The organism is Glutamicibacter sp. Je.9.36 (assembly GCF_051129975.1).
Classification (GTDB): domain Bacteria; phylum Actinomycetota; class Actinomycetes; order Actinomycetales; family Micrococcaceae; genus Glutamicibacter.
The window spans coordinates 1-20209 of sequence record NZ_JBCPSN010000004.1 but is presented as its reverse complement, the minus strand read 5'-3'; the positions used below and the strand labels follow the sequence as shown (position 1 = coordinate 20209).

Annotated in this window: 21 protein-coding genes and 1 tRNA gene; 15 read left to right on the top strand and 7 right to left on the bottom strand. The window is 60.3% G+C overall.

Annotated elements, in window-relative coordinates; all coding sequences use genetic code 11:
* The first annotated feature begins 1 nt into the window (after position 1).
* The 3 genes from AAZQ98_RS10985 to AAZQ98_RS10975 all read left to right on the top strand — a co-directional run bounded on the left by AAZQ98_RS10985 (position 2) and on the right by AAZQ98_RS10975 (position 1707).
* Positions 2-193: a YbdD/YjiX family protein gene (locus tag AAZQ98_RS10985; protein ID WP_073707480.1), complete on the top strand. Its 192-nt coding sequence runs from the start codon at positions 2-4 to the stop codon at positions 191-193.
* A gap of 153 nt (positions 194-346) precedes the next feature.
* Positions 347-796 carry a hypothetical protein gene (locus AAZQ98_RS10980; protein WP_105662501.1) on the top strand — a complete coding sequence of 150 codons (450 nt, stop codon included), beginning with the start codon at positions 347-349 and terminating at the stop codon, positions 794-796.
* A gap of 68 nt (positions 797-864) precedes the next feature.
* Positions 865-1707 (top strand): aldo/keto reductase, encoded by an 843-nt coding sequence (locus AAZQ98_RS10975; protein ID WP_434692198.1) that lies wholly within the window; start codon positions 865-867, stop codon positions 1705-1707.
* Positions 1708-1786: 79 nt separating this feature from the next.
* Here the strand turns inward: AAZQ98_RS10975 and AAZQ98_RS10970 are convergent, their stop codons facing one another.
* On the bottom strand, positions 1787-2485 hold the full coding sequence (locus AAZQ98_RS10970; RefSeq protein WP_434692195.1) for a YqjF family protein: 699 nt from the start codon (positions 2483-2485) through the stop codon (positions 1787-1789).
* Between the two features lie 869 nt (positions 2486-3354).
* Between AAZQ98_RS10970 and AAZQ98_RS10965 the strand changes: the two genes are divergently transcribed.
* Together AAZQ98_RS10965 and AAZQ98_RS10960 are read left to right on the top strand one after the other, a co-directional pair.
* Positions 3355-3885 carry a hypothetical protein gene (locus AAZQ98_RS10965; RefSeq protein WP_434692193.1) on the top strand — a complete coding sequence of 177 codons (531 nt, stop codon included), beginning with the start codon at positions 3355-3357 and terminating at the stop codon, positions 3883-3885.
* A gap of 546 nt (positions 3886-4431) precedes the next feature.
* Complete coding sequence (locus tag AAZQ98_RS10960) at positions 4432-4782, top strand: tyrosine-type recombinase/integrase (protein ID WP_402735377.1); 351 nt, start codon at positions 4432-4434, stop codon at positions 4780-4782.
* Here AAZQ98_RS10960 and AAZQ98_RS10955 read toward each other — a convergent pair.
* The 4 genes from AAZQ98_RS10955 to tmk all read right to left on the bottom strand — a co-directional run bounded on the left by AAZQ98_RS10955 (position 4764) and on the right by tmk (position 8281).
* Positions 4764-4835 (bottom strand) — tRNA-Thr (locus AAZQ98_RS10955). The genes AAZQ98_RS10960 and AAZQ98_RS10955 overlap by 19 nt on opposite strands.
* 82 nt (positions 4836-4917) lie before the next feature.
* The gene (locus AAZQ98_RS10950) at positions 4918-6453 is read right to left on the bottom strand and encodes an alpha/beta hydrolase (protein ID WP_332728480.1); all 1536 of its coding nucleotides are present in this window, start codon (positions 6451-6453) and stop codon (positions 4918-4920) included.
* A 23-nt stretch (positions 6454-6476) separates the two neighbouring features.
* Positions 6477-7631 carry a DNA polymerase III subunit delta' gene (locus tag AAZQ98_RS10945; protein ID WP_434692189.1) on the bottom strand — a complete coding sequence of 385 codons (1155 nt, stop codon included), beginning with the start codon at positions 7629-7631 and terminating at the stop codon, positions 6477-6479.
* On the bottom strand, positions 7628-8281 hold the full coding sequence (gene tmk, locus AAZQ98_RS10940; protein ID WP_133835065.1) for a dTMP kinase: 654 nt from the start codon (positions 8279-8281) through the stop codon (positions 7628-7630). Before tmk ends, AAZQ98_RS10945 begins: the two co-directional genes overlap by 4 nt.
* 147 nt (positions 8282-8428) lie before the next feature.
* Between tmk and AAZQ98_RS10935 the strand changes: the two genes are divergently transcribed.
* The 4 genes from AAZQ98_RS10935 to AAZQ98_RS10920 all read left to right on the top strand — a co-directional run bounded on the left by AAZQ98_RS10935 (position 8429) and on the right by AAZQ98_RS10920 (position 11350).
* On the top strand, positions 8429-9586 hold the full coding sequence (locus tag AAZQ98_RS10935; RefSeq protein WP_332727722.1) for a trans-sulfuration enzyme family protein: 1158 nt from the start codon (positions 8429-8431) through the stop codon (positions 9584-9586).
* Between the two features lie 85 nt (positions 9587-9671).
* Positions 9672-9974 (top strand): DUF2516 family protein, encoded by a 303-nt coding sequence (locus AAZQ98_RS10930; protein WP_332499012.1) that lies wholly within the window; start codon positions 9672-9674, stop codon positions 9972-9974.
* Between the two features lie 128 nt (positions 9975-10102).
* Entirely contained in the window at positions 10103-10849 is a 747-nt protein-coding gene (locus AAZQ98_RS10925) for a phosphoglyceromutase (RefSeq protein ID WP_105658786.1), read from the top strand.
* 198 nt (positions 10850-11047) lie between these two features.
* The gene (locus tag AAZQ98_RS10920) at positions 11048-11350 is read left to right on the top strand and encodes a DUF4193 domain-containing protein (RefSeq protein ID WP_038993831.1); all 303 of its coding nucleotides are present in this window, start codon (positions 11048-11050) and stop codon (positions 11348-11350) included.
* A gap of 425 nt (positions 11351-11775) precedes the next feature.
* Here AAZQ98_RS10920 and phoU read toward each other — a convergent pair whose 3' ends face one another.
* A complete protein-coding gene (gene phoU / locus AAZQ98_RS10915; RefSeq protein ID WP_332727721.1) occupies positions 11776-12429 on the bottom strand; it encodes a phosphate signaling complex protein PhoU in 654 nt (217 codons plus the stop codon).
* A 227-nt stretch (positions 12430-12656) separates the two neighbouring features.
* Between phoU and AAZQ98_RS10910 the strand changes: the two genes are divergently transcribed.
* The gene (locus tag AAZQ98_RS10910) at positions 12657-13871 is read left to right on the top strand and encodes a sensor histidine kinase (protein WP_434692183.1); all 1215 of its coding nucleotides are present in this window, start codon (positions 12657-12659) and stop codon (positions 13869-13871) included.
* Positions 13868-14548, top strand: a complete 681-nt coding sequence (locus AAZQ98_RS10905; protein ID WP_105658784.1) for a response regulator transcription factor — start codon at positions 13868-13870, stop codon at positions 14546-14548. Before AAZQ98_RS10910 ends, AAZQ98_RS10905 begins: the two co-directional genes overlap by 4 nt.
* Before the next feature lie 83 nt (positions 14549-14631).
* Here AAZQ98_RS10905 and AAZQ98_RS10900 read toward each other — a convergent pair whose 3' ends face one another.
* Positions 14632-15171, bottom strand: a complete 540-nt coding sequence (locus tag AAZQ98_RS10900; RefSeq protein ID WP_434692180.1) for a hypothetical protein — start codon at positions 15169-15171, stop codon at positions 14632-14634.
* Positions 15172-15524: 353 nt separating this feature from the next.
* Here AAZQ98_RS10900 and AAZQ98_RS10895 point away from each other — a divergent pair, with 353 nt between their 5' ends.
* The 4 genes from AAZQ98_RS10895 (at position 15525) to rlmB (ending at position 19893) form a co-directional block, all read left to right on the top strand.
* Positions 15525-16010 (top strand): CarD family transcriptional regulator, encoded by a 486-nt coding sequence (locus tag AAZQ98_RS10895; protein ID WP_038993823.1) that lies wholly within the window; start codon positions 15525-15527, stop codon positions 16008-16010.
* Between the two features lie 119 nt (positions 16011-16129).
* The gene (gene ispD / locus AAZQ98_RS10890; RefSeq protein ID WP_434692178.1) at positions 16130-17356 is read left to right on the top strand and encodes a 2-C-methyl-D-erythritol 4-phosphate cytidylyltransferase; all 1227 of its coding nucleotides are present in this window, start codon (positions 16130-16132) and stop codon (positions 17354-17356) included.
* Between the two features lie 87 nt (positions 17357-17443).
* A complete protein-coding gene (cysS, locus tag AAZQ98_RS10885; RefSeq protein ID WP_434692175.1) occupies positions 17444-18895 on the top strand; it encodes a cysteine--tRNA ligase in 1452 nt (483 codons plus the stop codon).
* 50 nt (positions 18896-18945) lie between these two features.
* Complete coding sequence (gene rlmB, locus AAZQ98_RS10880; protein ID WP_105658780.1) at positions 18946-19893, top strand: 23S rRNA (guanosine(2251)-2'-O)-methyltransferase RlmB; 948 nt, start codon at positions 18946-18948, stop codon at positions 19891-19893.
* The last annotated feature ends 316 nt before the right edge of the window (positions 19894-20209 follow it).

The following is a 20209-nucleotide window of genomic DNA, read 5'->3' as shown; positions in this document are numbered from 1 at the left end:
CATGGCGACGCTGTTGGAACGCCTGGGGCAAGCCAAGAAGTTTGTCGACGGGGTGCTCGGGGCCGACAAGTACCAGCACTACCTGGAACACCATGAACGCAATCATCCTGGCGCCAAGCCAATGACCGAGCGCGAATTCTGGAAGGACTACACCGACTGGCAGGAAAAGAATCCTGAAGGGCGTTGCTGCTGAACGCGACTGGTACCGGCTGTGAGAACCATTGGCGAAAGCGGATGGGGCTCGCGGCCGGTTTCGTTTTATGTCGACCCCGCTGCCGGGAACACTGCGGTGATCCCGGTAGGCTAGAACCAGTAATTCATCGGAAACCACCGGCAGAGAAGTGTAATGGCGTTCTTTTCACGACTGCGCGCTGAGCGTGCTGCTGCTCGCGAACTTGGCGAGGGCGTCTGGCGTCGCGCCCATGACCGTTTCCAGCGGTCATTGGACCGGGTCTTCCAGGTGGTAGAGGGCATCAACGATGACCAGGTTTACAACCAGCTGGTCCGAGAAGCCAATGAGATGGCTGTGCTGTTGCCGACCGTGCGCCAGCTTTGCTGTGCGGCGCATCGGATCACCCCGAGCAATGACGACACGATCCCGCAGCTGACCTCTGCGGCACATCGTTCGCTGACTAAGGCCGCCAACGATTTGGCGACGACCGCACAGGTCGTAGCGATGATGCGCATGCAGGCCGAAGCCGGCAAGCCGATCGATATCGAAGCCGTGCGCCATCGTGCCATGCTGGTGAAAGAAGACGTCAGCCGGGCCGTGCAGTTGCTCGCTTCCAGCGAATAATTGGGTTTTCCCGATCGCTCGCGTGGTGTTCCACCGCGCAGGGCGCATCAGTGGACTAAATTAGTTGCATGACCCAAACAATTCCTGAACTGAAGTTCCTTGACGGAAACACCATCGACCAGCTTGGCTACGGCGTCTGGAAGGTCGCCGACGAGGACGCGGAAGCAGTCGTTGGCCAGGCCATCGACGCCGGCTACCGCCACATCGACACCGCACGCATCTATGGCAACGAAGCTGGCGTCGGCCGCGCAGTTGCAGCCAGCGCCGTGCCACGCGAAGACCTCTTCATCACCACCAAGGTCTGGAACTCGGACCAGGGTTTCGAGAAGACCCTCGCCGCAGCGGATGCCTCGCTGGAACGGCTCGGCCTGGAATACGTCGACCTGTACCTGATCCACTGGCTGCAGCCCAAGCGCGGCACCTACGTGGACACCTGGAAAGCACTGATCCAGTTGCAGAAGGACGGCAAGGCCAAGTCCATCGGCGTTTGCAACTTCACCAAGGAAGCACTGGAAGAGCTCTACACCGAAACCGGCGTCCGCCCGGTGATCAACCAGGTCGAAACCCATCCGTACTTCCCGCAGGGCGAGCTGCGCGCCTACGAGGCCGAGCACGGCATCCTGCACCAGTCCTGGTCCCCGCTGGGCCACGGCGGCGAACTGCTCAGCGACCCAGTGCTGGTGGAGATCGCCAAGAAGCATGAAGCATCGGTGGCACAGGTAGTCATCGCGTGGCACCTGGCGGTAGGCAACGTGGTCATCCCGAAGTCGACCACCGAATCGCGCATCGTCGAGAACTTCGAATCGCTGAACGTGCAACTGGACGAGGAAGATCTGGCTGCCATCGCTACCCTGGACCGCGGAGCGGAAGGCCGTATCTCGGCTGACCCGGCAACCGCCGACTTCGAGTAAAAAAGCTAGGCAGAACAGAAGGCTCCCGGTTTCTTCCGAAACCGGGAGCCTTCTGCCGCAACTGCCTTGTGCCTGGCCTCTAGCAGTCCAGTACGGTTGGTGCAGCGAACAGCGTATCGACGCCTTCGGCGTACAGAACCGAGTCAGGAGCTCGATCAGCGAGAGTGGCGAAACCGGCGGCACGCAGCAGGCCATCGTCGAATTCAACGAGTTGTGCAGGTTGCAGCGGCCACGGTTCATGGTGGTTCCGGCAGTGCAAGGTGCGCCCAAGATGCCGCTGGTGGAACGCCCACTGTGCCGATAGCGCGATGGCGGTCTGCGAACCCGGGGTAATTGGATCGGCACTGGCAGAAGCTTCTACCGGACGCACGACGATGCGGGAACGTGCGCTCGGATTTCCGATGCGCCGTGTTGCATAGCTGATCGTGCCGGCCTTCTTCAGGATTTTCATGGACGACCACTGGTACTTCAGCCCGAAGACTGCCCGCGCCATGAGCACAGGTAGCAGGCGTGATGCTTCAAGGCTCAGGAATACCACTGCGCGGCGTCCTTGATTGTCAACGGAATAGATGCGCACGTTGATCTCCGGGAAGTCACCCAACCACGGAATCGCAGGACCGGAGAAGAACGCACTGCGCGACATCTGGAAAGCGACGAGGCCCACCCAAGCACTGCCGTCGACAATATCTGGCCGGCATCCTTCGGGCATGTACGGCGCCACCTCATCCGGGCTAACCCGCCAATGCAGGAACGCTACTTCGCTCCACCGTTGGCGCATGATCGCCTAGCCGCCTAGCGAGGGCGGTTCAGGGGAGTACTGCAAGGATTGCATCAGTTTGGAATTCCTTGGAAATTGCTGTCGAAGGCTTATACCGCTTTTGCCGGTCGCGAACCGGGATCCATGATCTGCTGATCGCGGAGTGAAGAATCGTTTGCCGGCTCTGGCCTAATTGAATATCCAAAAGCGCCGTTGGGCAAGATGCGGGATAAGAATGGACTGCGTGGGAATCGAAGACCCCGGGACCAGTCATGAAAATCCATTGAAAATTGCGAAAACGAGTCCCCTGCCGGATTTGAACCGGCGACCGGCTCTTTACGAGATAGACGAAGGCGATAATTGAGTGTTCCGCAAGGTGCTATTTGGCCTAGATATAAGGCTATTTAGGTTGTGGGGGCACGGCATCTCAGAATTTACCCGGCAGTGTGTGCATACATTTGCATACGCATTAGCCAGCACGTCATAGTGCCGTTCGTACGCTAGCGCGTAGCGTCCTTTGAAGTTGCTCCCCCTATCCTGTCCAGTGCTCTATGTAGACTCACCGTAAAACCGTTTGAAGAAAGTGCAGGCATGAAAGAAACAGTATTCGCCCTAGTCTTTATGGCAGCGTGCGCGGTCGCTTTCTTCATCCCTGAACCATGGTGGATTTCGTTCCCGGCTGGCGTCATAGCCTTAGCCATAGGCGGTACCCTCCTAGTTCGGGCGTTGAAGGTGAAGCGCGCATGAAAAAGACACCGTTGATGATTTTCGCACTTGCTCTGGCTGTGGTGTTCCTGCCTATGCCGTGGTGGCTACGTCTCCCGTCTAGCCTAGTTATCATGGCCGCCGCAATCATGCTTGTAGTCAATGACAGAAGGACGGAATAGCCAGTGAAGAAAATGCTTGCCACCGCTGTGGTGACCACTCTCGCCCTTGCTAGTTGCTCTGCGGGTAATCAATCGGCAGATGCCACGCCAAGCGCCACAGCAACGCTCGGCGCGTCCACTAGTGCCGAACCTGTTGCGCTAGCTGAAGCTGATATTGCAAAAGCAAAGCAAAGCGCTATAGATTCAGGCCGGCCTGAAAACGCATGGGATAAAAATTGCATTGCTTGGCAGTGGCCCGAAGCTAAAACCAAAGGGCAAGCATGGGCCAATGAGCTTGGCAAAGAGTGGCTGAAATACCGAGGTGTCGATTGTCCAGACGCTATTGTCGTTCCTTTTTACGACATCACTTCATTTGAGCCGGGAAAGAATGGCGAACTGGTAGTGAACTATTCAGGGGATCCTCAATGGGACGGCAACGGTCTAATGGCGGCTCAGCAAATCATGGCAGACCTCTCGAAATTAGATTTGGACCCGAAAATGGTAGTAGTCAGGTACGAGCAGAACGGGCTCGAAATGACCTCAGGCCAGCAATAGATTTAAACGAAAAATCGCCCCCATCGTTAGCCGGGGGCGATTTCATGTTAGTTGCGAATGATGTTTTGGATCCTTTGTATTTGGGCGACAAACTGCGTAGACGATTCCCGCCGTGCGGGTATGGATTCGGGTAGGCCTTGCCAACCGTCTTGTTAGTGGCGTTAACGGCTCATAGGTAATCCTGAAGGCCGTTTCGGAGTGCCGCCCAGATCATGCTGCCCGCGTTCCGTCAATGTTTTTCGAGGGTTCCGTGGATGAAAGATGCAAAGTCATTGGCGCTAGCCCCTTGCTAACGACGGTCTTTGACATTCTCCAGCGACGCGTGGAGGCATTGGGCTATACCCCGATCAATCAACATCAAAAATTCATGGGTTGAAGTCCGAGGTGTGGCAGTAGAACAAGGAAGCGTCAAAACCGATGCTTCTAGGTCGTCCGTTGAGATGGACTTGGATGTAGTCGATGCCCTTATATGCTGGAAGATTAGCCAGATTGAAGAACGCGATGTCTTCACGATGCCTACCCGCCAACCTTTGAATCCCTTCCTACGTGGCAGAGCTCTTCGCAAAGCTACGCGTGGCGGCGGGCGCGCCCGCTCCCACATTGCACGGACTGAGGTATGAACACGCGGCCCTCATGGCGCAAGCTGGCGTTGATGTGATGATCATTCCAAAGCGACTGGGGCATTCGAATATTGTGGTCACGAGTAGCTTTTACGGCCATTTCATGTCGAATGCCTCGCGCAATGCGGCGTCTAAGGTGTCGCAACGGATGGATGCTAAGAACGATGATGTGCACACATTGCACACACAAGACGGTTTTTGGGCGCAAAAAACGCCCCTGCCAAAATCAATAATGATTCTGACAAGGGCGTTAGGCCGAGCCCCCTGCCGGATTTGAACCGGCGACCTGCTCTTTACGAGGGAGCTGCTCTACCCCTGAGCTAAGGAGGCCTGTACCTGCAAACAGGCACCACGTCACTTTATCCGAGGAATTGTCTGAACGTCAAAACGGCGACGACATCATCAAGCCCAATCAGCACCGGGTGCCGGCTTCGGGGACTTTGCCGTCAATCAGGTACTCATCCACCGCTTTGGTAATGCATTCATTGGAGCGTCCATATGCGGTGTGGCCATGGCCTTCATAGGTCAGCAGGGTCGCGTTGTCCAGCTGCTGCGCCAATGCCTCAGACCATGCGTAGGGGGTAGCTGGATCGCCGACGGTGCCAATGACGAGGATCTCATTCGAGCCTTCCGCGTCGAGGACTTCAGGCTTGCCAGTGGCGTCGTGGTCCCAGGCCTCGCAGGTGATGCCGCCATAGGCGAGATACTTGCCCAAGGTCGGGGCCGCACGCATCAACTCTGTTGCTTCGGCCTGCATCGCTTCTGGACTGGCGTCCATTGGACGGTCCAGGCAATTGATGGCGGTGAAAGCATCGGTGGAATTCGATGCATACGTGCCGTCGCCCTCGCGGTCCGCCGAGAGATCCGCGAAGCCGAGGATCATATCCACATCCGCGTCGTTGACGGCAGCGTTCATCGCATCGGTCAAAATGGGCCAGCTGGAATCGTCATACAGCGGCAAGATGAAGCCGTTGATGAAGTCGATGATCGGCACTGCACGCCCGTCGCTGGCGGTCATTGGTTCGTTCTCCACCTGCGCAAAGAACTGCTGCAGCTGCACCTTGGCCTCTTCAACGGTTCCAGTGAACGGGCACTCACCGCTTTCAAGGCAATTGGCGAGCCACGCGTCGATCTCCTTCTCGAAGCCAACGGCCTGGGCCAAGGTGAGGTCCGAAGCTGTGCTGGTTGGATCCATGGCGCCATCGAGTACGAAGCGACCCACATTCCGGGGGAACAAATCAGCGTAGGTTGCTCCGAGGAAAGTTCCATAGGAGAAACCGAGGTAGTCCAGCTGTGCATCACCGAGCACAGCACGGATCACGTCCATGTCCTTCGCTGCCGAAACGGTATCGACGTGGCCTAGGAGATCGCCGGTATTGGACGCGCAGTCAGCTGCGTAGTCCTCGGTATCCTCGACAATTTCGTCCTGGTCTTCAGGAACCCAAGCCCGCAGGTTTTCCTGGCGTCCCTCATCGGTCTCGGCACCGCTTTGGCAGGTGACCGGGGAGCTTTCTCCCACGCCTCGCGGATCGAACCCGATGACGTTGTAGGCGCGCTGCAGGTCAGCGCTGAACATGCCTGGTACCGAGGACGCCACCAGATCCAGGCCGGATCCGCCTGGGCCGCCGGGGTTTACCAGCAAATTGCCTGTCGCCCCGTCCACGGCGCGGCGGTTCAACGCCAGATCAATGCTCTCGCCTTCGGGATCGGCATAGTCCATCGGAACCTCTATGGTGGCGCATTCGATGATGCTGCCGCATTCTTCCCAATCGAGGTCTTGGCTGTAGAAGGATTCCAATCCTTCCGGTGTACTGGCGTTGGGCGCGGACTGCGACGCATCCGATGCGCCGGACTGCGAATCCGCTGTAGTGGAAGAGCAGCCGGCCAGGGTCAAAGCCAGAGCGGTCCCCACTGCGGCCAAGCGCATCATCGGTGAGCGTGCAGGCACTTTTAGTGTCTCCTTGTGATGGGTTAACGGCGTCCCGGCTGAGGCAGCAAACGGGTCATGAGTGCTTCCAGGGCCATGAGCTGGTTGACGTTGGCAGCCAAGCGGCTGCGCGTTTCATTGATGGCATCAAGCTGGGCCAAGGACTTCTCGCTGGACTGCTCCGCTGCGAAACGTTCGAGCTGCTCGCGCAGGTGCTCGTTGATCAGCTCAATTCCGGTTTTCAGCTGGATGCTCAAAACATCGCGGAAGAATGTGGTCAGGTCTGTCAGGGTACGGTCCAAGGCATCGAAAGCCGCACGCCGAGCGAATCGCTTGGCATCATCCTCCAGCGCCTTGAACTGTCCACGCAATCCAGCGGGGATGTTCTCCTCTGGACCCAAGCCGTTGGCGTGGCGCAGCTGGGCAATCTTGTTCTGCAGATCGGTGCCGGTAATGTTCTCGGCACGCTCGCTGGCCAGTTTGGAAATTTCTGCGGCAGCGGCCATCGCCTGCGGCAAGGTGGTGGTGCGCAACGGCAAGGTAACGACTTTTTCACGCTGGATGCGTGCTTGCTCGTCACGGGCCAGCAAACGGGCTACGCCAATGTGGGACTGCGAGACACGGGCAGCGAACAGCGCCTGTTCCGGTTCCAGCCCGTCACGGCGCACCAGAAGATCCGCAACATCCTGGGTGGACGGCACGGAGAGATTTACCGCGCGGCACCGTGAACGAATGGTCACCAGAACATCTGCAGGAGACGGGGCGCTCAGGATCCAGATCATCTTGGCGGGCGGTTCTTCAATGGCCTTGAGCAGCACGTTGGTGCTGCGCTCGGACATGCGGTCGGCATCTTCGATGATGATGATGCGCCAGCGGCCGGTGCTAGCACTTTCCTGTGCACGGGTAATCAGATGGCGGACGTCAGCAATCTGGTACTCGAATTTGTCGGTGGATACGAAAGACACATCCGGGTGCTCCGAATTCATGACCATTTTGCAGTTGGCGCACTGCCCGCAGCCGGCCGGGGCCTGGGTGCACTGCAAAGCCGCCGCGAAAGCCCGCGCCGCGGTGGTACGGCCCGAACCCGGGGGACCGGTGACCAGCCAGGCATGGGTCGGGTTGCCGCGATCAACCTCAGCGGTCAACGTGGCAATGACACGTTCCTGCCCGGCAAGTTCTGCGAAGACTGGCCGGGTCACAGCAAGCCTGCCAAATGCTGCGCAACCGACTGGTGCAGCTGCTCCACGCTGGCGGTGGCATCCAGGACCAGATAGCGCTGCGGATCACGGGCCGCCAAGTCGAGGAAGGCGTTGCGGATGCGTTCATGGAAATCATCCGGCTCGGATTCCAAGCGATCCGAATCCTCCACGCCGCCGCTGGCCGCAATGCGCCGGGCACGTCCCTGCGCGGCGGAGATATCAAGAATGATGGTGGCATCCGGCTTCAGTCCGCCGGTTGCGAAGTCGTTGATCGATGCGACGGCATCAAAGCCGAGGGCGCGGCCCATGCCCTGGTAAGCCAGCGAGGAATCAACGAATCGGTCGCAGATGATGTGGGTGCCGGCTTCCAGCGCGGGGGAGATGACCTGCTGGACATGGGCGGCACGCGCCGCCGAGTAAATCAGGGCCTCGGTACGGGCATCGATCTCGCCGTGGCCATGTTCGAGCACCAAGGAACGCAGCTCTTCGCTGATCTGGGTTCCGCCTGGCTCACGGGTAGTGGTGACCTTGGCGCCACGGGACTCCAGCCATTGCTGGGCCAAGGCGACCTGCGTGGACTTCCCAGCGCCGTCACCGCCTTCAAAAACGATGAACAAGCCACGGGTTGGGGTACTCGATTCGATACTCACCCCACTAGCCTATCCAAGGACATTTAAAGATGTGCGCTGCAACGGCAGGATGTGCAACGAAAATGCGCCCAGTGTGGTGGATCAGTCAGATGAAATGTAGTGAAATCCACCGGCTGGCAGCGTCAAAGGAAGCGTAGAGTTTTTTCCATGAACCCCCGCACCGCAGAATCAGGCGCCAATCCGGCCTGGGATCCGAAAACTTTGCTCGTTGCCGGCGGGCGTCCGGCCCATGGCTACGATGCTCCAGTCAACCACCCGGTAACCTTCACCTCGACTTACCATTCCAAAGGCCAGGCGGCGCCGGGTGAACGCGTATATGCGCGCTTCTCCAATCCGACCTGGGATCCGTTTGAAGAAGTACTGGGCCAGCTCGAAGCGGCAACGCTGCCTGCCCTGGTGTTCTCCTCGGGCATGGCAGCTATTGCCGCCGCATTGAGCATCGTGCCAGAGGCCGGCGTGCTGGTGATGCCGCAGCATTCCTATAACGGTTCGCTGGCGTTGAGCGCAGAGCTGCAAGATGCGGGACGGCTGCGCATTCGCCCGGTGGATATTGCCAACACCGAAGAAGTGCTCGCTGCCTTGGATGGGGCCGATGTGCTCTGGGTGGAATCGCCAACCAACCCGATGCTGGAAGTCGCCGACCTGCCGACCCTGCTGGCTGCTGCCAAAGCGAAGAACGTCGTGAGCATCGTGGATAACACCTTTGCCACCCCACTGCTCCAGCAGCCGCTGGTCCACGGTGCCGACCTTGTAGTTCACTCGGTGACCAAGTACCTGTCGGGCCACTCGGACGTGATCATGGGCGCGCTGGTCACCAGCGACGAGCAGCTCCACAGCCGCCTGCATGGGTACCGGACCTTGCATGGCGCGATCGCCGGCCCGATGGATACCTTCCTCGCATTACGCGGGGTGCGCACCATGGCCGTGCGCCTTCAGCGTTCGCAGTCAAACAGCCAGGTGCTGGCAGAACGCCTCGCGGCACATCCCAAGGTGCAGGCCGTACGCTACCCGGGACTGCCCAACGACCCGGGCCACGCGCGCGCCGCGGACCTCATGGGCGGGTTCGGATCGGTGATCGCCTTTGAAGCGGGAAGCACCGCCGAAGAAGCGGACCGGGTGCTGGAAGCCTTCCAGCTCATCACCGGCGCCACCTCGCTTGGAGGCGTGGAATCCCTAGCTGAGCGCCGGGCCCGCCACGCTTCGGAGCCGGCCAGCGTCCCGGCCAGCCTGATCCGACTATCAGTAGGCATTGAAGAGGTGGAAGACCTCTGGGCCGATCTGCAGCAAGCGCTGGACCGGCTTTGATGCCCGCGGGCGCTGATTTCCGCGCGTGGCACAGCGCCCATCATTTGCGCCAGAAAGGTAGAGTACAAGCATGAACATGTTGCGCATGGCCCAAATAATCGAGTACTACATGATGATCGCTTTGAGCATTGTCATCGTTGCGCTCGCCGTCTGGGCTTTGGTTGATTGCCTGCGCCATGGCGCAGATCGTTTCGCCCAGGAAGGCAAGCGCACCAAGGGGTTCTGGCTTGGACTGACCGTCGCCAGCACCGCCGTGGCACTGCTCGGCATCTTCAGCCAGGGCGGAATCGGCTTCCTGCAGCTGATCGGCGCCTGCATCGCCTGCGTGTACCTCGCGGACGTCAAGCCTGCCGTCAGCGGCAAAGGCGGCGGCTGGTACAACTACTAGGCGTGCCAAGGCACCAAGTTTTCCCGAAGACCTGCATCCGCATCTTGGCGGACTGCAGGTCTTCGCACTTTAATCACGGGCCTTAACTTTCGCACGAGCAGGCTTGCGCATTGGTTAGGATGGATTACATGAGCCACACTTTGATTTTGCTTCGCCACGGACAGAGCGAATGGAACGAAAAGAACCTGTTCACCGGTTGGTACGACGTATCGCTGACCGAGAAGGGCCGTGCTGAAGCTGCCCGCGGCGGCCAGCTGCTGACCGAAGCTGGCTACAAGCCGGAGGTGCTTCACACCTCCTTGCTGACCCGCGCCATTGTTACCGCGAACCTGGCCCTGGAAGCCGCTGGCCGTTCGTGGATCCCGGTGAACCGCGACTGGCGCCTGAACGAGCGCCACTACGGTGCGCTGCAGGGCAAGGACAAGGCGCAGACCTTGGCTGAGTTCGGCGAAGAGCAGTTCATGGAATGGCGTCGCAGCTACGACACCCCGCCACCAGCACTGGATGATTCCTCGGAGTTCAGCCAGATCAACGACGAGCGCTATGCGGCATTGGGCGACTCCGCCCCACGCACCGAGTGCCTCAAGGACGTGCTGGATCGCATGCTTCCCTACTGGGAGAACAACATCAAGGCCGACCTGTCGGCAGGCAAGACCGTCATGGTCACCGCCCACGGCAACTCGCTGCGTGCGCTGGTCAAGCACCTGGATGGCATCAGCGATGAAGACATTGCTGGCCTGAACATCCCAACCGGCATCCCGCTGGTCTATGAGCTGGATGACAACTTCCAGCCAATCACCAAGGGCGGAACCTACCTGGATCCAGCAGCCGCTGCGGACGCCATCAAGGCCGTTGCCAACCAAGGCCGCAAGTAGGACACGCTTTTCGGCGGCATCGGGGCTACTGGCTACTCGCCAGTAGTTCGCGATGCCGCCGTCCGCTTGTTAACGCCGAGGTAACGCCAAGCATCCGGCTGTGAGCGAAACAACTGCGCACGATTGTATTTTTGGCATTAGTATGCTGTAATCTCCTATTTCGAATAGGCTCAATGGCTCACGTTAGGAATGCAATTCGTGGCAACTGATTACGATGAAGTCCGCCCAGACGTTGCTGAGGCACGTAAGGCTTCTCTGGATGCGGTGAAGTCCGCAAACGCACCGGACGCCAAGTCGGTGGTGCGCGAGCTCGACGAGACCGACCACACCGATGGCATGGATCTGCCAGGTGCGGATCTATCCAACGAGGAATTGACCGTTACGGTCATTCCGCAGAAAGACGACGAGTTCATTTGCGGCTCGTGCTTCTTGATTCGCCACCGTTCGCAGCTGGTGCGCGAAGAGGGCAATGTAGGCTTCTGCGTCGAGTGCGAAGGCTAGAAGCCCGCTAGACGCTGGCGCCACTTGCGCGCCAACAACCTGCGAGGGCAGTCCACCGATCGGTGGACTGCCCTCTGCTGGTTTAACGGGCTGGATTCCCCGGATGGGACCGGACTCCAACGGCGGTCCCTGGGGTGCCCAGCGCTGCGTCGTGCGTCCGCTGGCATCCTGCCGGGGCAATGGCTGGATGTGCGCTCACCGGGAGCGCGTGGAGCTGCATGGCCGGACGAGGCGCAGCACTGCCATGCCAACGGGGCCGCGGGCCACGGCACGGTACCCAGTTCGCGCCGCGATGCGAAGGCTTCCCGGACCCCGGACACCCAGTTTCAGTGCTGAATGAGCCGGAGAGCAAAAATGGCGCCTGCCATCCGGTGGTACCGGATGGCAGGCGCCAAGGCGCAGCCTTATAGCTTGGGTCCGCGGATCTAGATCTCGGTGGGGTCCCATTCGCCGGTCACCAGATAAGTGACCTTGCGAGCTACGGACACACCGTGATCGCCGAAGCGCTCAAGGTAGCGGCTGGTCAGCGATACGTCCACGGTGGTGGGTGCATTGGCATCCCAGTCGTCGGCCGCGACCTGGGTGAAGACGCTGGAGTGCAGGCGATCCAGCTGGTGGTTCAGCTCGATAATTTCGGTAGCGATCTGCAGATCGCGGGTGTCGAGCAAACGCGCAACGGCCTTGGCGATGTCAATATCGATCTTTGCCATCTGGGCAAAGGTGTCGGAAATCCTGGCTGGGATTGCCGGGTTGGGGAAGCGCAGGCGGGCCAGCTGCGCCAAGTGGCGTGCCAAGTCGCCCATGCGCTCCAGCGAAGCACTCATGCGCAGCGAACCGACGATCATGCGCAGATCGCTGGCTACCGGTCCCTGCAAAGCCAAGGTATCGATAGCGCGCTCATCGAGCTGGTTCTGCAAGAAGTCGATCTTCGCGTCCGCTGCGATGACTTCCTGGGCCAGGTCGACGTCGACGTTGGCTAGCGAATCCCAAGCTCGATCCATTGCGGTTGCGACCTGGTTGGCCATCTCAATGAGTTCTTCGCCAATTTGCTGCAGGTCTGCTTGAAATACCTTACGCACAGCAGTTCCTTTCGAGTGTCGGTATCCATGCCGGATGGTGGACTGCCGTGGCAGCCAACCGCCCCGAAACAGTTTTGTGGCATGGTGGAGGGTCTTGCTCCAGCTTGTCAGCGGGTGATTAACGAATATGCCACGAAAGGTGAACGTTTGGTGAACAGCGCGCCGAAATCGACTAAATCACGTCATTTAGGGCCGGTGCCACCCAAAGGTGAAGCTAGTCTAAAGATGTGAACGAAGTGATCTCGACTCTTATAGCCGGCGTCCTCGGCCTGGCTCTGGGGATCGTTGGCGTCATCGCCTTCCGGCTTTCCCAGAACCGCTCCTCGAAGCTGCCACAGGTCGACGAACCCGTGCTCCCCGAGGGAGCCGCCGCCGTCCTGTCGGTCATTGGACGCGCCTTCGTGATCCTTGATGACGTCGACGGGGTGGTTCGAGCCAACCCCGCTTCCTACGCCTACGGACTGGTGCGAGGGCACACGCTCGTCCACAATGAGCTGCTCTCGCTGGTGCGGCAGGTTCGCGCCGACGGCGTGATTGCCGAAAGCCAGTACGAGCTGCAACGCTCCACGCTGGGTGCCGGGCAGCTGATTGTCCATGTGCGCGTGGCACCGCTGGGCGACGAGTACATTCTCCTGCTGGCCGACGACCGTACCGAAATCACCCGTACCGAAGCGATGCGCAACGACTTCGTGGCCAACGTTTCCCACGAGCTGAAGACTCCGGTCGGCGCGATCGGCCTGCTGGCCGAGGCCATTACCGAGGCTGCCGATGACCCCAAGGCGGTACGCCGCTTCTCCACCCGGATGGACAAGGAATCGCGGCGCCTGGCCGCCCTGGTCCAGGACATTATCGAGCTCTCCCGCCTGCAGGCATCCGATGCCATCGTGCAGGGCCAGGAAGTGAATATCGACAGCGTCGTGGCCGAGGCAGTTGACCGCAGCCACCTGATTGCCGAGGAAAAGGGCATCGCCATTACCGTAGGCGGACATCTCGAGGAGCCGATCCTGGGCGATGCGGACCTGCTGATGACTGCGATCCGCAACCTGATCGATAATGCCATCCGCTACTCCCCGGAGAACACCACGGTAGGCGTGGGCATCCGGCAGCGTGATGGCTATGCGCAGATCTCGGTCACCGACCAGGGACCCGGGATTTCGGCCGAAGAGCAGGAACGCGTTTTCGAGCGCTTCTACCGCGTGGACTCCGCCCGCTCGCGGCAGACCGGGGGCACCGGCCTGGGGCTGAGCATCGTCAAGCACGTGCTGGCCAACCACGGCGGCGAAGTGTCGCTGTGGTCGCAGCCGGGCCACGGATCCACATTTACCCTAAGACTTCCCCTAGCGGACGAAGAACCGGCGACCAGCAATGTGCTTGCCGGCCAGACGATGAAGGAACGAACGATCGAGGCGAATGCGTCCGATCGTGAAGGAGGACGCCGATGACCCGCATATTGATCGTTGAGGACGAGGAATCGCTCTCTGACCCGCTGTCCTACCTGCTGGAACGCGAAGGTTTCGAAGTCCGGATCGCCGACGACGGCCTGAAGGCCGTGACCGAGTTCGAACGCCATGGCGCAGACCTGGTGCTGCTGGATCTGATGCTCCCGGGCCAGCCCGGAACCGAGGTGATCCGCCAGATCCGCCTGAACAGCCAGGTCCCGGTCATCATGCTCACCGCAAAGGACTCGGAGATCGATAAGGTCGTCGGCCTGGAGCTCGGCGCCGACGACTACGTCACCAAGCCGTACTCCTCCCGCGAATTGCTGGCCCGCATCCGTGCTGTGCTGCGCCGCCAGGGCGAAGGCGAAGAACTGATCAGCAATGTGGTCACCGCCGGTCCGGTGCGCATGGACGTGGAACGCCACGTGGTCTCGGTCGACAACACCGAGGTATCCATGCCGCTGAAGGAGTTCGAGCTGCTGGAAATGCTGTTGCGCAACGCCGGTCGCGTGCTCACCCGAGGCCAGCTGATTGACCGCGTCTGGGGCAGCGACTACGTGGGGGACACCAAGACTTTGGATGTGCACGTCAAACGCCTGCGCTCCAAGATCGAGGTCGACCCAGCGGTGCCCGAACGCCTGGTGACCGTGCGCGGGCTGGGCTACAAGTTCGTGGTCTAAAGCCAAAGAGCCAGGATACGCCAAGAGCCTCGGACAGAATCTTCCGATTCTGCCCGAGGCTCTTGTTTTGTCTTGCGCGAAGCTTAGTGGCCCGAAGTGGAGTGGGTCTCTTCTGGAGTCAGGTGCTCGGTGACCGACTGATCGGCACCGCCTGGTACGAAGTCGCGGTATTCAGCCAGGGTGCCATCGACAACTGGAACGCTGAATTCCACGTTCTCACCGGCAACGGTGAAGACCGAGTCGGCGTGTTCGCCAGCTGCAATGCCCATGTTCTTGATGATCTGCTGGTTCTTGTCTTCTTCAAGCTTGACGACACCGTCTGCAGGAACCTGGATGGAGACAGGTGCTGCGTTGTCAGCCTTGACCGACAGGGTCAGCGCGGAATCGCCGGCGTTGACTACGGAGCCGATCAGGCGGGCTTCAGTGTCGTCGCTGTTGGTGACGAACATCAGGTTGCGGACCTTTGCGTCTGCGACATCGACGTTGACGCCATCGCTGGCGGCGTAGTCGGTGTTGGTGGCCTGCTCGTTGATGGCGCCACAGCTGGTGACACCGAATGCCAGGGCAGCCACAGCGAGGGACGCGGCAATGCGACGTCCAGCGGTCATGCGTGCGGTGATCACGACACTAACTCCTCGGTGAGAAAAATGAGTTGCTTCGGTTCGTGGCCTGCTTAATCGAATGCACCTAGGGCAGGGGCAATCGAAAATTGGACCACGATTACCTCTAAGCCTAGCTGTTTTTCACGCAAAGACGCGATTTAGCGACGTGCAACACACGCATTTCGACAAGTTGTAGACAACCGATGCGGGGAAGGGGGTTGGTGCGCAGTCGACTGCCCTACCTTCTTCATAGCATGTTTCTCTTGCAAGTGGAAGAGGCATTTCCGCGTGAATTCGCGGTTATATGGGGCACAGTCGCAGGATCCGGAATAGCAAACATGGTAGACTAGGGCGTGGGAAAGGGGTTTATCCACATGGTTTTTGAGGTTGGCGAGACTGTTGTCTACCCGCACCACGGTGCCGCGATGATCGAAGAGATCAAGATGCGCAAGATCAAGGGCGAAGAGAAAATGTATCTCAAGCTCAAGGTGGCTCAGGGCGACCTGACCATTGAGGTTCCTGCTGAGAACGTTGATCTTGTTGGCGTACGTGACGTGGTAGGTCAGGAAGGCTTGGACCATGTGTTCGATGTCCTTCGTGCTGAATTTACCGAAGAGCCGACCAACTGGTCGCGCCGCTACAAGGCAAATGTCGAGAAGCTCGCTTCCGGCGATGTCATCAAGGTTGCAGAAGTAGTTCGCGACTTGTGGCGCCGAGAAAATGACCGTGGTCTGTCGGCAGGCGAAAAGCGCATGCTGGCAAAAGCTCGCCAGGTATTGATCAGTGAATTGGCCTTGGCCAAGGATCTGGACGAGGCCAAGGCAGAAGGCCTCTTGGACGAGGTTCTGGCTTCGGCCTAGCCCCGTTCCGGTAACGCATCGCCGTGAAACGCTCCCAAGCGTTTCACGGCTTTTGGCGTTAAAGCGGCCAAGGCCGAATCGCGCGGCACGATAAGCTGGGCGCTGTGAAGCAAAGCGAAGTGCATAACTCAAGCCTGATCCTCGTGGCTGCTGGAATGGGAACCCGCCTCGGCGCTGGCCTTCCCAAGGCGATGGTCCAGGTGGCCGGTAAATCCTTGGCTGAACATGCCGTGGACCGGGTGCTGGAAATTCCGCAGATCACCGAGATCATCGTGGTTACCCCGCCGCAGGACGAACGCCTGGCCGCGGCCATGGCGCAGTACGGGGACAAGGTGCGCACCGTGCCCGGTGGCGCCAGCCGCGCCGCGTCGGTCCGCGCCGGCCTGGCTGAAGCCAGTTCCGCCGCCACCAACATTCTGGTCCATGACGCCGCCCGTGCTTTTGCCCCGGCGAAGCTGCATGAACAAGTGCTTGGCGCTCTGGCCGACGAGCAGTGCAACGCCGTCATCCCGGCGCTGAACGTCACCGACACCATCTGCGTGGTGGAGCTCGATGCCGCCGGCGAGCACGAAATCATCAAGGAAACCCCGGCACGTTCCATCCTGCGAGCGGTGCAAACCCCGCAGGGCTTTGACGCGCAGCTGTTGCGCGATGCCCACGCCCAACTGGATGGCTGCACCGAGGCAGAACTGGAGAAGGTTACCGACGACGCGTCGATCGTGCGGGCTTTCGGAGCCGAAGTCCATGTGGTGCCGGGATCGCAGCAAGCCATGAAGGTCACCTATCCCGGAGATCTCGACGCGGCAGGCAAGCTCGCGGCGAACCAGCCCGCGGCCACCCCAAGCGCAAAGGAAGAAACCATGATCCTGCCACGAGTCGGCAACGGCATCGATGTCCACGCGGTCAGCGAAGACCCGACTCGCGAAATGTGGCTGGCAGGACTGCACTTCCCGGAAGACACCGGGCTTTCGGGCCACTCCGATGGCGACGCGGTAGCGCACGCGGCCTGCGATGCGCTGTTCTCCGCAGCGGGCATTGGCGATCTGGGCACGCACTTCGGGGTGGACCGACCGGAGTTCGCCGGGGCCAGCGGTGTGAGCCTGATTGCAGAAGCCGCCCGCCTGGTGCGGGAGGCGGGATTCGAAATCGGCAATGTCGCGGTGCAGTTCGTTGGCCGCCGCCCGCGCTTTGCCGCGCGCCGCGAAGAAGCCAGCAAAGTGCTGAGCGAGGCTATCGGCGCCCCAGTCAGCGTCATTGCGACCACCAGCGACGGGCTGGGCTACGAGGGGGAAGGCAAGGGCGTGACAGCCTATGCCACCGCACTGGTCTACCCGGTATCGGGCTAGGCCCCTTGGCACAGCCGCGGGGCTTCGATCATCGAGAGTGTCACAAGTGAAGTACAAAGGGTGCATCCATCGGATAACCTTAAAGGCGTGAGCCTGCGATTCTATGACACCAAAACAGCATCCGTACGCGACTTCCAGCCATTGGCGGAAGGCGAAGTCAAGCTGTACTACTGTGGCGCCACCGTGCAGGGCATGCCGCACGTGGGCCACGTCCGCAGCGCCATTGTCTTCGACCTGTTGGTGCGCTGGCTCGAATACCGCGGCTTTGCCGTCACCACCGTCCGCAACGTCACCGACATCGATGACAAGATCCTGGAGAAGTCGGCGAAATCCTTCGCCGAGGACTTCGAGGCGGATGCCCATTACAAGCCGCGCGAAGAATGGTTCGCCCTGGCGTACCGCTTCGAGCAGGAATTCGCACGGGCCTACGAGGCTCTGGGTGTCCAACGCCCAACTTACGAGCCCCGCGCGACCGGCCACATCACCGAAATGCATGAGCTGATTGCACAGCTGATCGAACGCGGCCATGCCTACCCGGCGGCCGACAGCTCCGGAGATGTCTATTTCGACGTGCGCTCCTATGAGCAGTACGGCGCACTGACCCGCCAGAAGATCGACGATATGCAGGACGCGCCGGATTCGGATTCGCGCGGCAAGAAGGATCCACGCGACTTCGCGCTGTGGAAGGGCTACAAGGGCACCGATCCGCTGACCGCTTCCTGGCCAAGCCCCTGGGGACGCGGCCGCCCGGGCTGGCACCTTGAGTGCTCGGCGATGGCTGGCAAGTACCTGGGCAGCGAATTCGACATCCATGGCGGCGGACTGGATCTGCGCTTCCCGCACCACGAGAACGAAATGGCCCAGTCCAACGCGGCTGGCCACGGCTTTGCAAACTTCTGGATGCACAACGGCATGGTCACCTATGAGGGTGAGAAGATGTCCAAGTCCATTGGGAACACCATTTCCCCGGAAGAAATGCTCGCGCTGGCCGACGCCCGCGTGGTGCGCTACTTCCTGGGCCAGGCGCAGTACCGTTCGATGCTCGACTACCGCCCGGACTCGCTGACCGAAGCGGGGGCAGCGGTCGAACGCATCGACACCTTCATCTCCAACGCGCGCTACCGCCTGGGTGCCGCCGCCGAGTCGATCGTCGCCACCGGGGTTCCGGAAGCTTTCGGCACCGCGATGGATGATGACCTGAACGTTCCAATGGCGCTGGCCGCGCTGCATGAAACCGTGCGGCTGGGCAATGCATCCTTGGATAGCCGTGACGACGCTGCCACTGCCAAGGCCTTGGGCCAGGTCTTGGCCATGACCCAGGTATTGGGCCTGGATGATGCCGGCAGCAATGAAGGCTCGAAATCTTCTGCAGAGCACGCAGCCCTGGATCAGCTGGTCCAGGCCCAGTTGGCTGAACGCGCCGAAGCACGCGCTGCCAAGGACTGGGCACGCTCCGATGCCATCCGCGATGCGCTGGCATCCGCTGGCATTACCGTGGCGGACTCGGCCGATGGCGCTCGCTGGACTCTGGACAACTAGTCGCGAACACGCGCGGCACCAACGAACTCAAAACTAAAGGACATGAACCAATGAACAAAAAGGGCCCAACCAAGGGTAGTGGTGGCAAGGGACGTCGTTCCCTCGAGGGCAAGGGCCCGACCCCCAAAGCGGAGGACCGCCCGTACCACAAGGCTTACCGTGCCAAGCAGCTCTCTGAGCGCTCGGCCGCCAAGCGCAGCACCGGCCGCCGAACCGACCGCATCAAGGTCAACGCCGAATTCGTCACCGGCCGCAACTCCGTCGTTGAGGCGCTGCGCGCCGGCATCCCTGCCAAGGCGCTGCACGTTGCCATCCGCATCGACGTCGATGACCGCGTCCGCGAATCCCTGAAGCTGGCTGCCGAGCTGGGCATCCCGCTGATGGAAGCATCCAAGCCCGAGCTCGACCGCATGACCGATGACGCGATCCACCAGGGCATGGCCCTGCAGATCCCGCCATACGAATACAAGGATGCAGTCCAGCTGGCTACCAAGGCCATCAAGGACTTCGACAAGGGATACACCCGGACCCAGCCGCTGTTCCTGGCACTGGATGGCATCACCGACCCGCGTAACCTGGGTGCGATTGTCCGTTCGGCTTCGGCCTTCGGCGCAGACGGCGTGATCATTCCAGAGCGCCGCAGCGTCGGCATGACCGCTTCGGCATGGAAGACCAGCGCCGGTGCAGCTGTACGTGTACCAGTAGCCAAGTGCAGCAACCTGACCAGCGCACTGAAGGAAATCAAGGCTGCTGGCATTTTCGTGATCGGCCTCGACGCCGGTGGCGACATGGAGCTTCCGAACTTCGAATTGGCTACCGGCCCGCTGTGCATCGTGGTTGGTTCCGAAGGCAAGGGCCTGTCCCGGCTGGTCCGCGAAAACTGCGACGCCATCGTTTCGATTCCAATCGACTCGGCAATGGAATCGCTGAATGCTTCGATGGCCGTTGGCATCTCGCTCTACGAGGTATCGCGTTTGCGCGCGGGACAGTCCAAGTAGTCTCCAAGCACCGTGAAGGGGTCATAACTTGCCAAGGCAAGTTATGGCCCCTTTTCATTAGGGTGACCTGCTTCATAACAACAATTTTCCGTTGTTTTTGGTCAATATTCACCTTGGACCGCAGGGAATCCGCATGATTCCGGGGATTCTGCGCAGAAAAGCATGGAAACGGGCCGATTTTGCGTCGTAGCTGAACCCGTGTAGAGTTTTATCTCGCGCCGCTGATCCGGACAGCCTGAAAGGGCGAAACGGAAACGGCGGGGTGAACAAGACTGAAACGTCGAGTTGACAACGGTCAACTTGGTGGTAAGCTTGT

Bases quoted from the DNA above. Each gene is read 5' to 3' on its own strand.
- AAZQ98_RS10905 (WP_105658784.1), top strand. From the start codon at position 13,868: ATGACCCGCATATTGATCGTTGAGGACGAGGAATCGCTCTCTGACCCG.
- AAZQ98_RS10895 (WP_038993823.1), top strand. From the start codon at position 15,525: ATGGTTTTTGAGGTTGGCGAGACTGTTGTCTACCCGCACCACGGTGCC.
- AAZQ98_RS10975 (WP_434692198.1), top strand. From the start codon at position 865: ATGACCCAAACAATTCCTGAACTGAAGTTCCTTGACGGAAACACCATC.
- AAZQ98_RS10935 (WP_332727722.1), top strand. From the start codon at position 8,429: ATGAACCCCCGCACCGCAGAATCAGGCGCCAATCCGGCCTGGGATCCG.
- AAZQ98_RS10980 (WP_105662501.1), top strand. From the start codon at position 347: ATGGCGTTCTTTTCACGACTGCGCGCTGAGCGTGCTGCTGCTCGCGAA.
- rlmB (WP_105658780.1), top strand. From the start codon at position 18,946: ATGAACAAAAAGGGCCCAACCAAGGGTAGTGGTGGCAAGGGACGTCGT.
- AAZQ98_RS10930 (WP_332499012.1), top strand. From the start codon at position 9,672: ATGGCCCAAATAATCGAGTACTACATGATGATCGCTTTGAGCATTGTC.
- AAZQ98_RS10925 (WP_105658786.1), top strand. From the start codon at position 10,103: ATGAGCCACACTTTGATTTTGCTTCGCCACGGACAGAGCGAATGGAAC.
- AAZQ98_RS10985 (WP_073707480.1), top strand. From the start codon at position 2: ATGGCGACGCTGTTGGAACGCCTGGGGCAAGCCAAGAAGTTTGTCGAC.
- AAZQ98_RS10970 (WP_434692195.1), bottom strand. From the start codon at position 2,485: ATGCGCCAACGGTGGAGCGAAGTAGCGTTCCTGCATTGGCGGGTTAGC.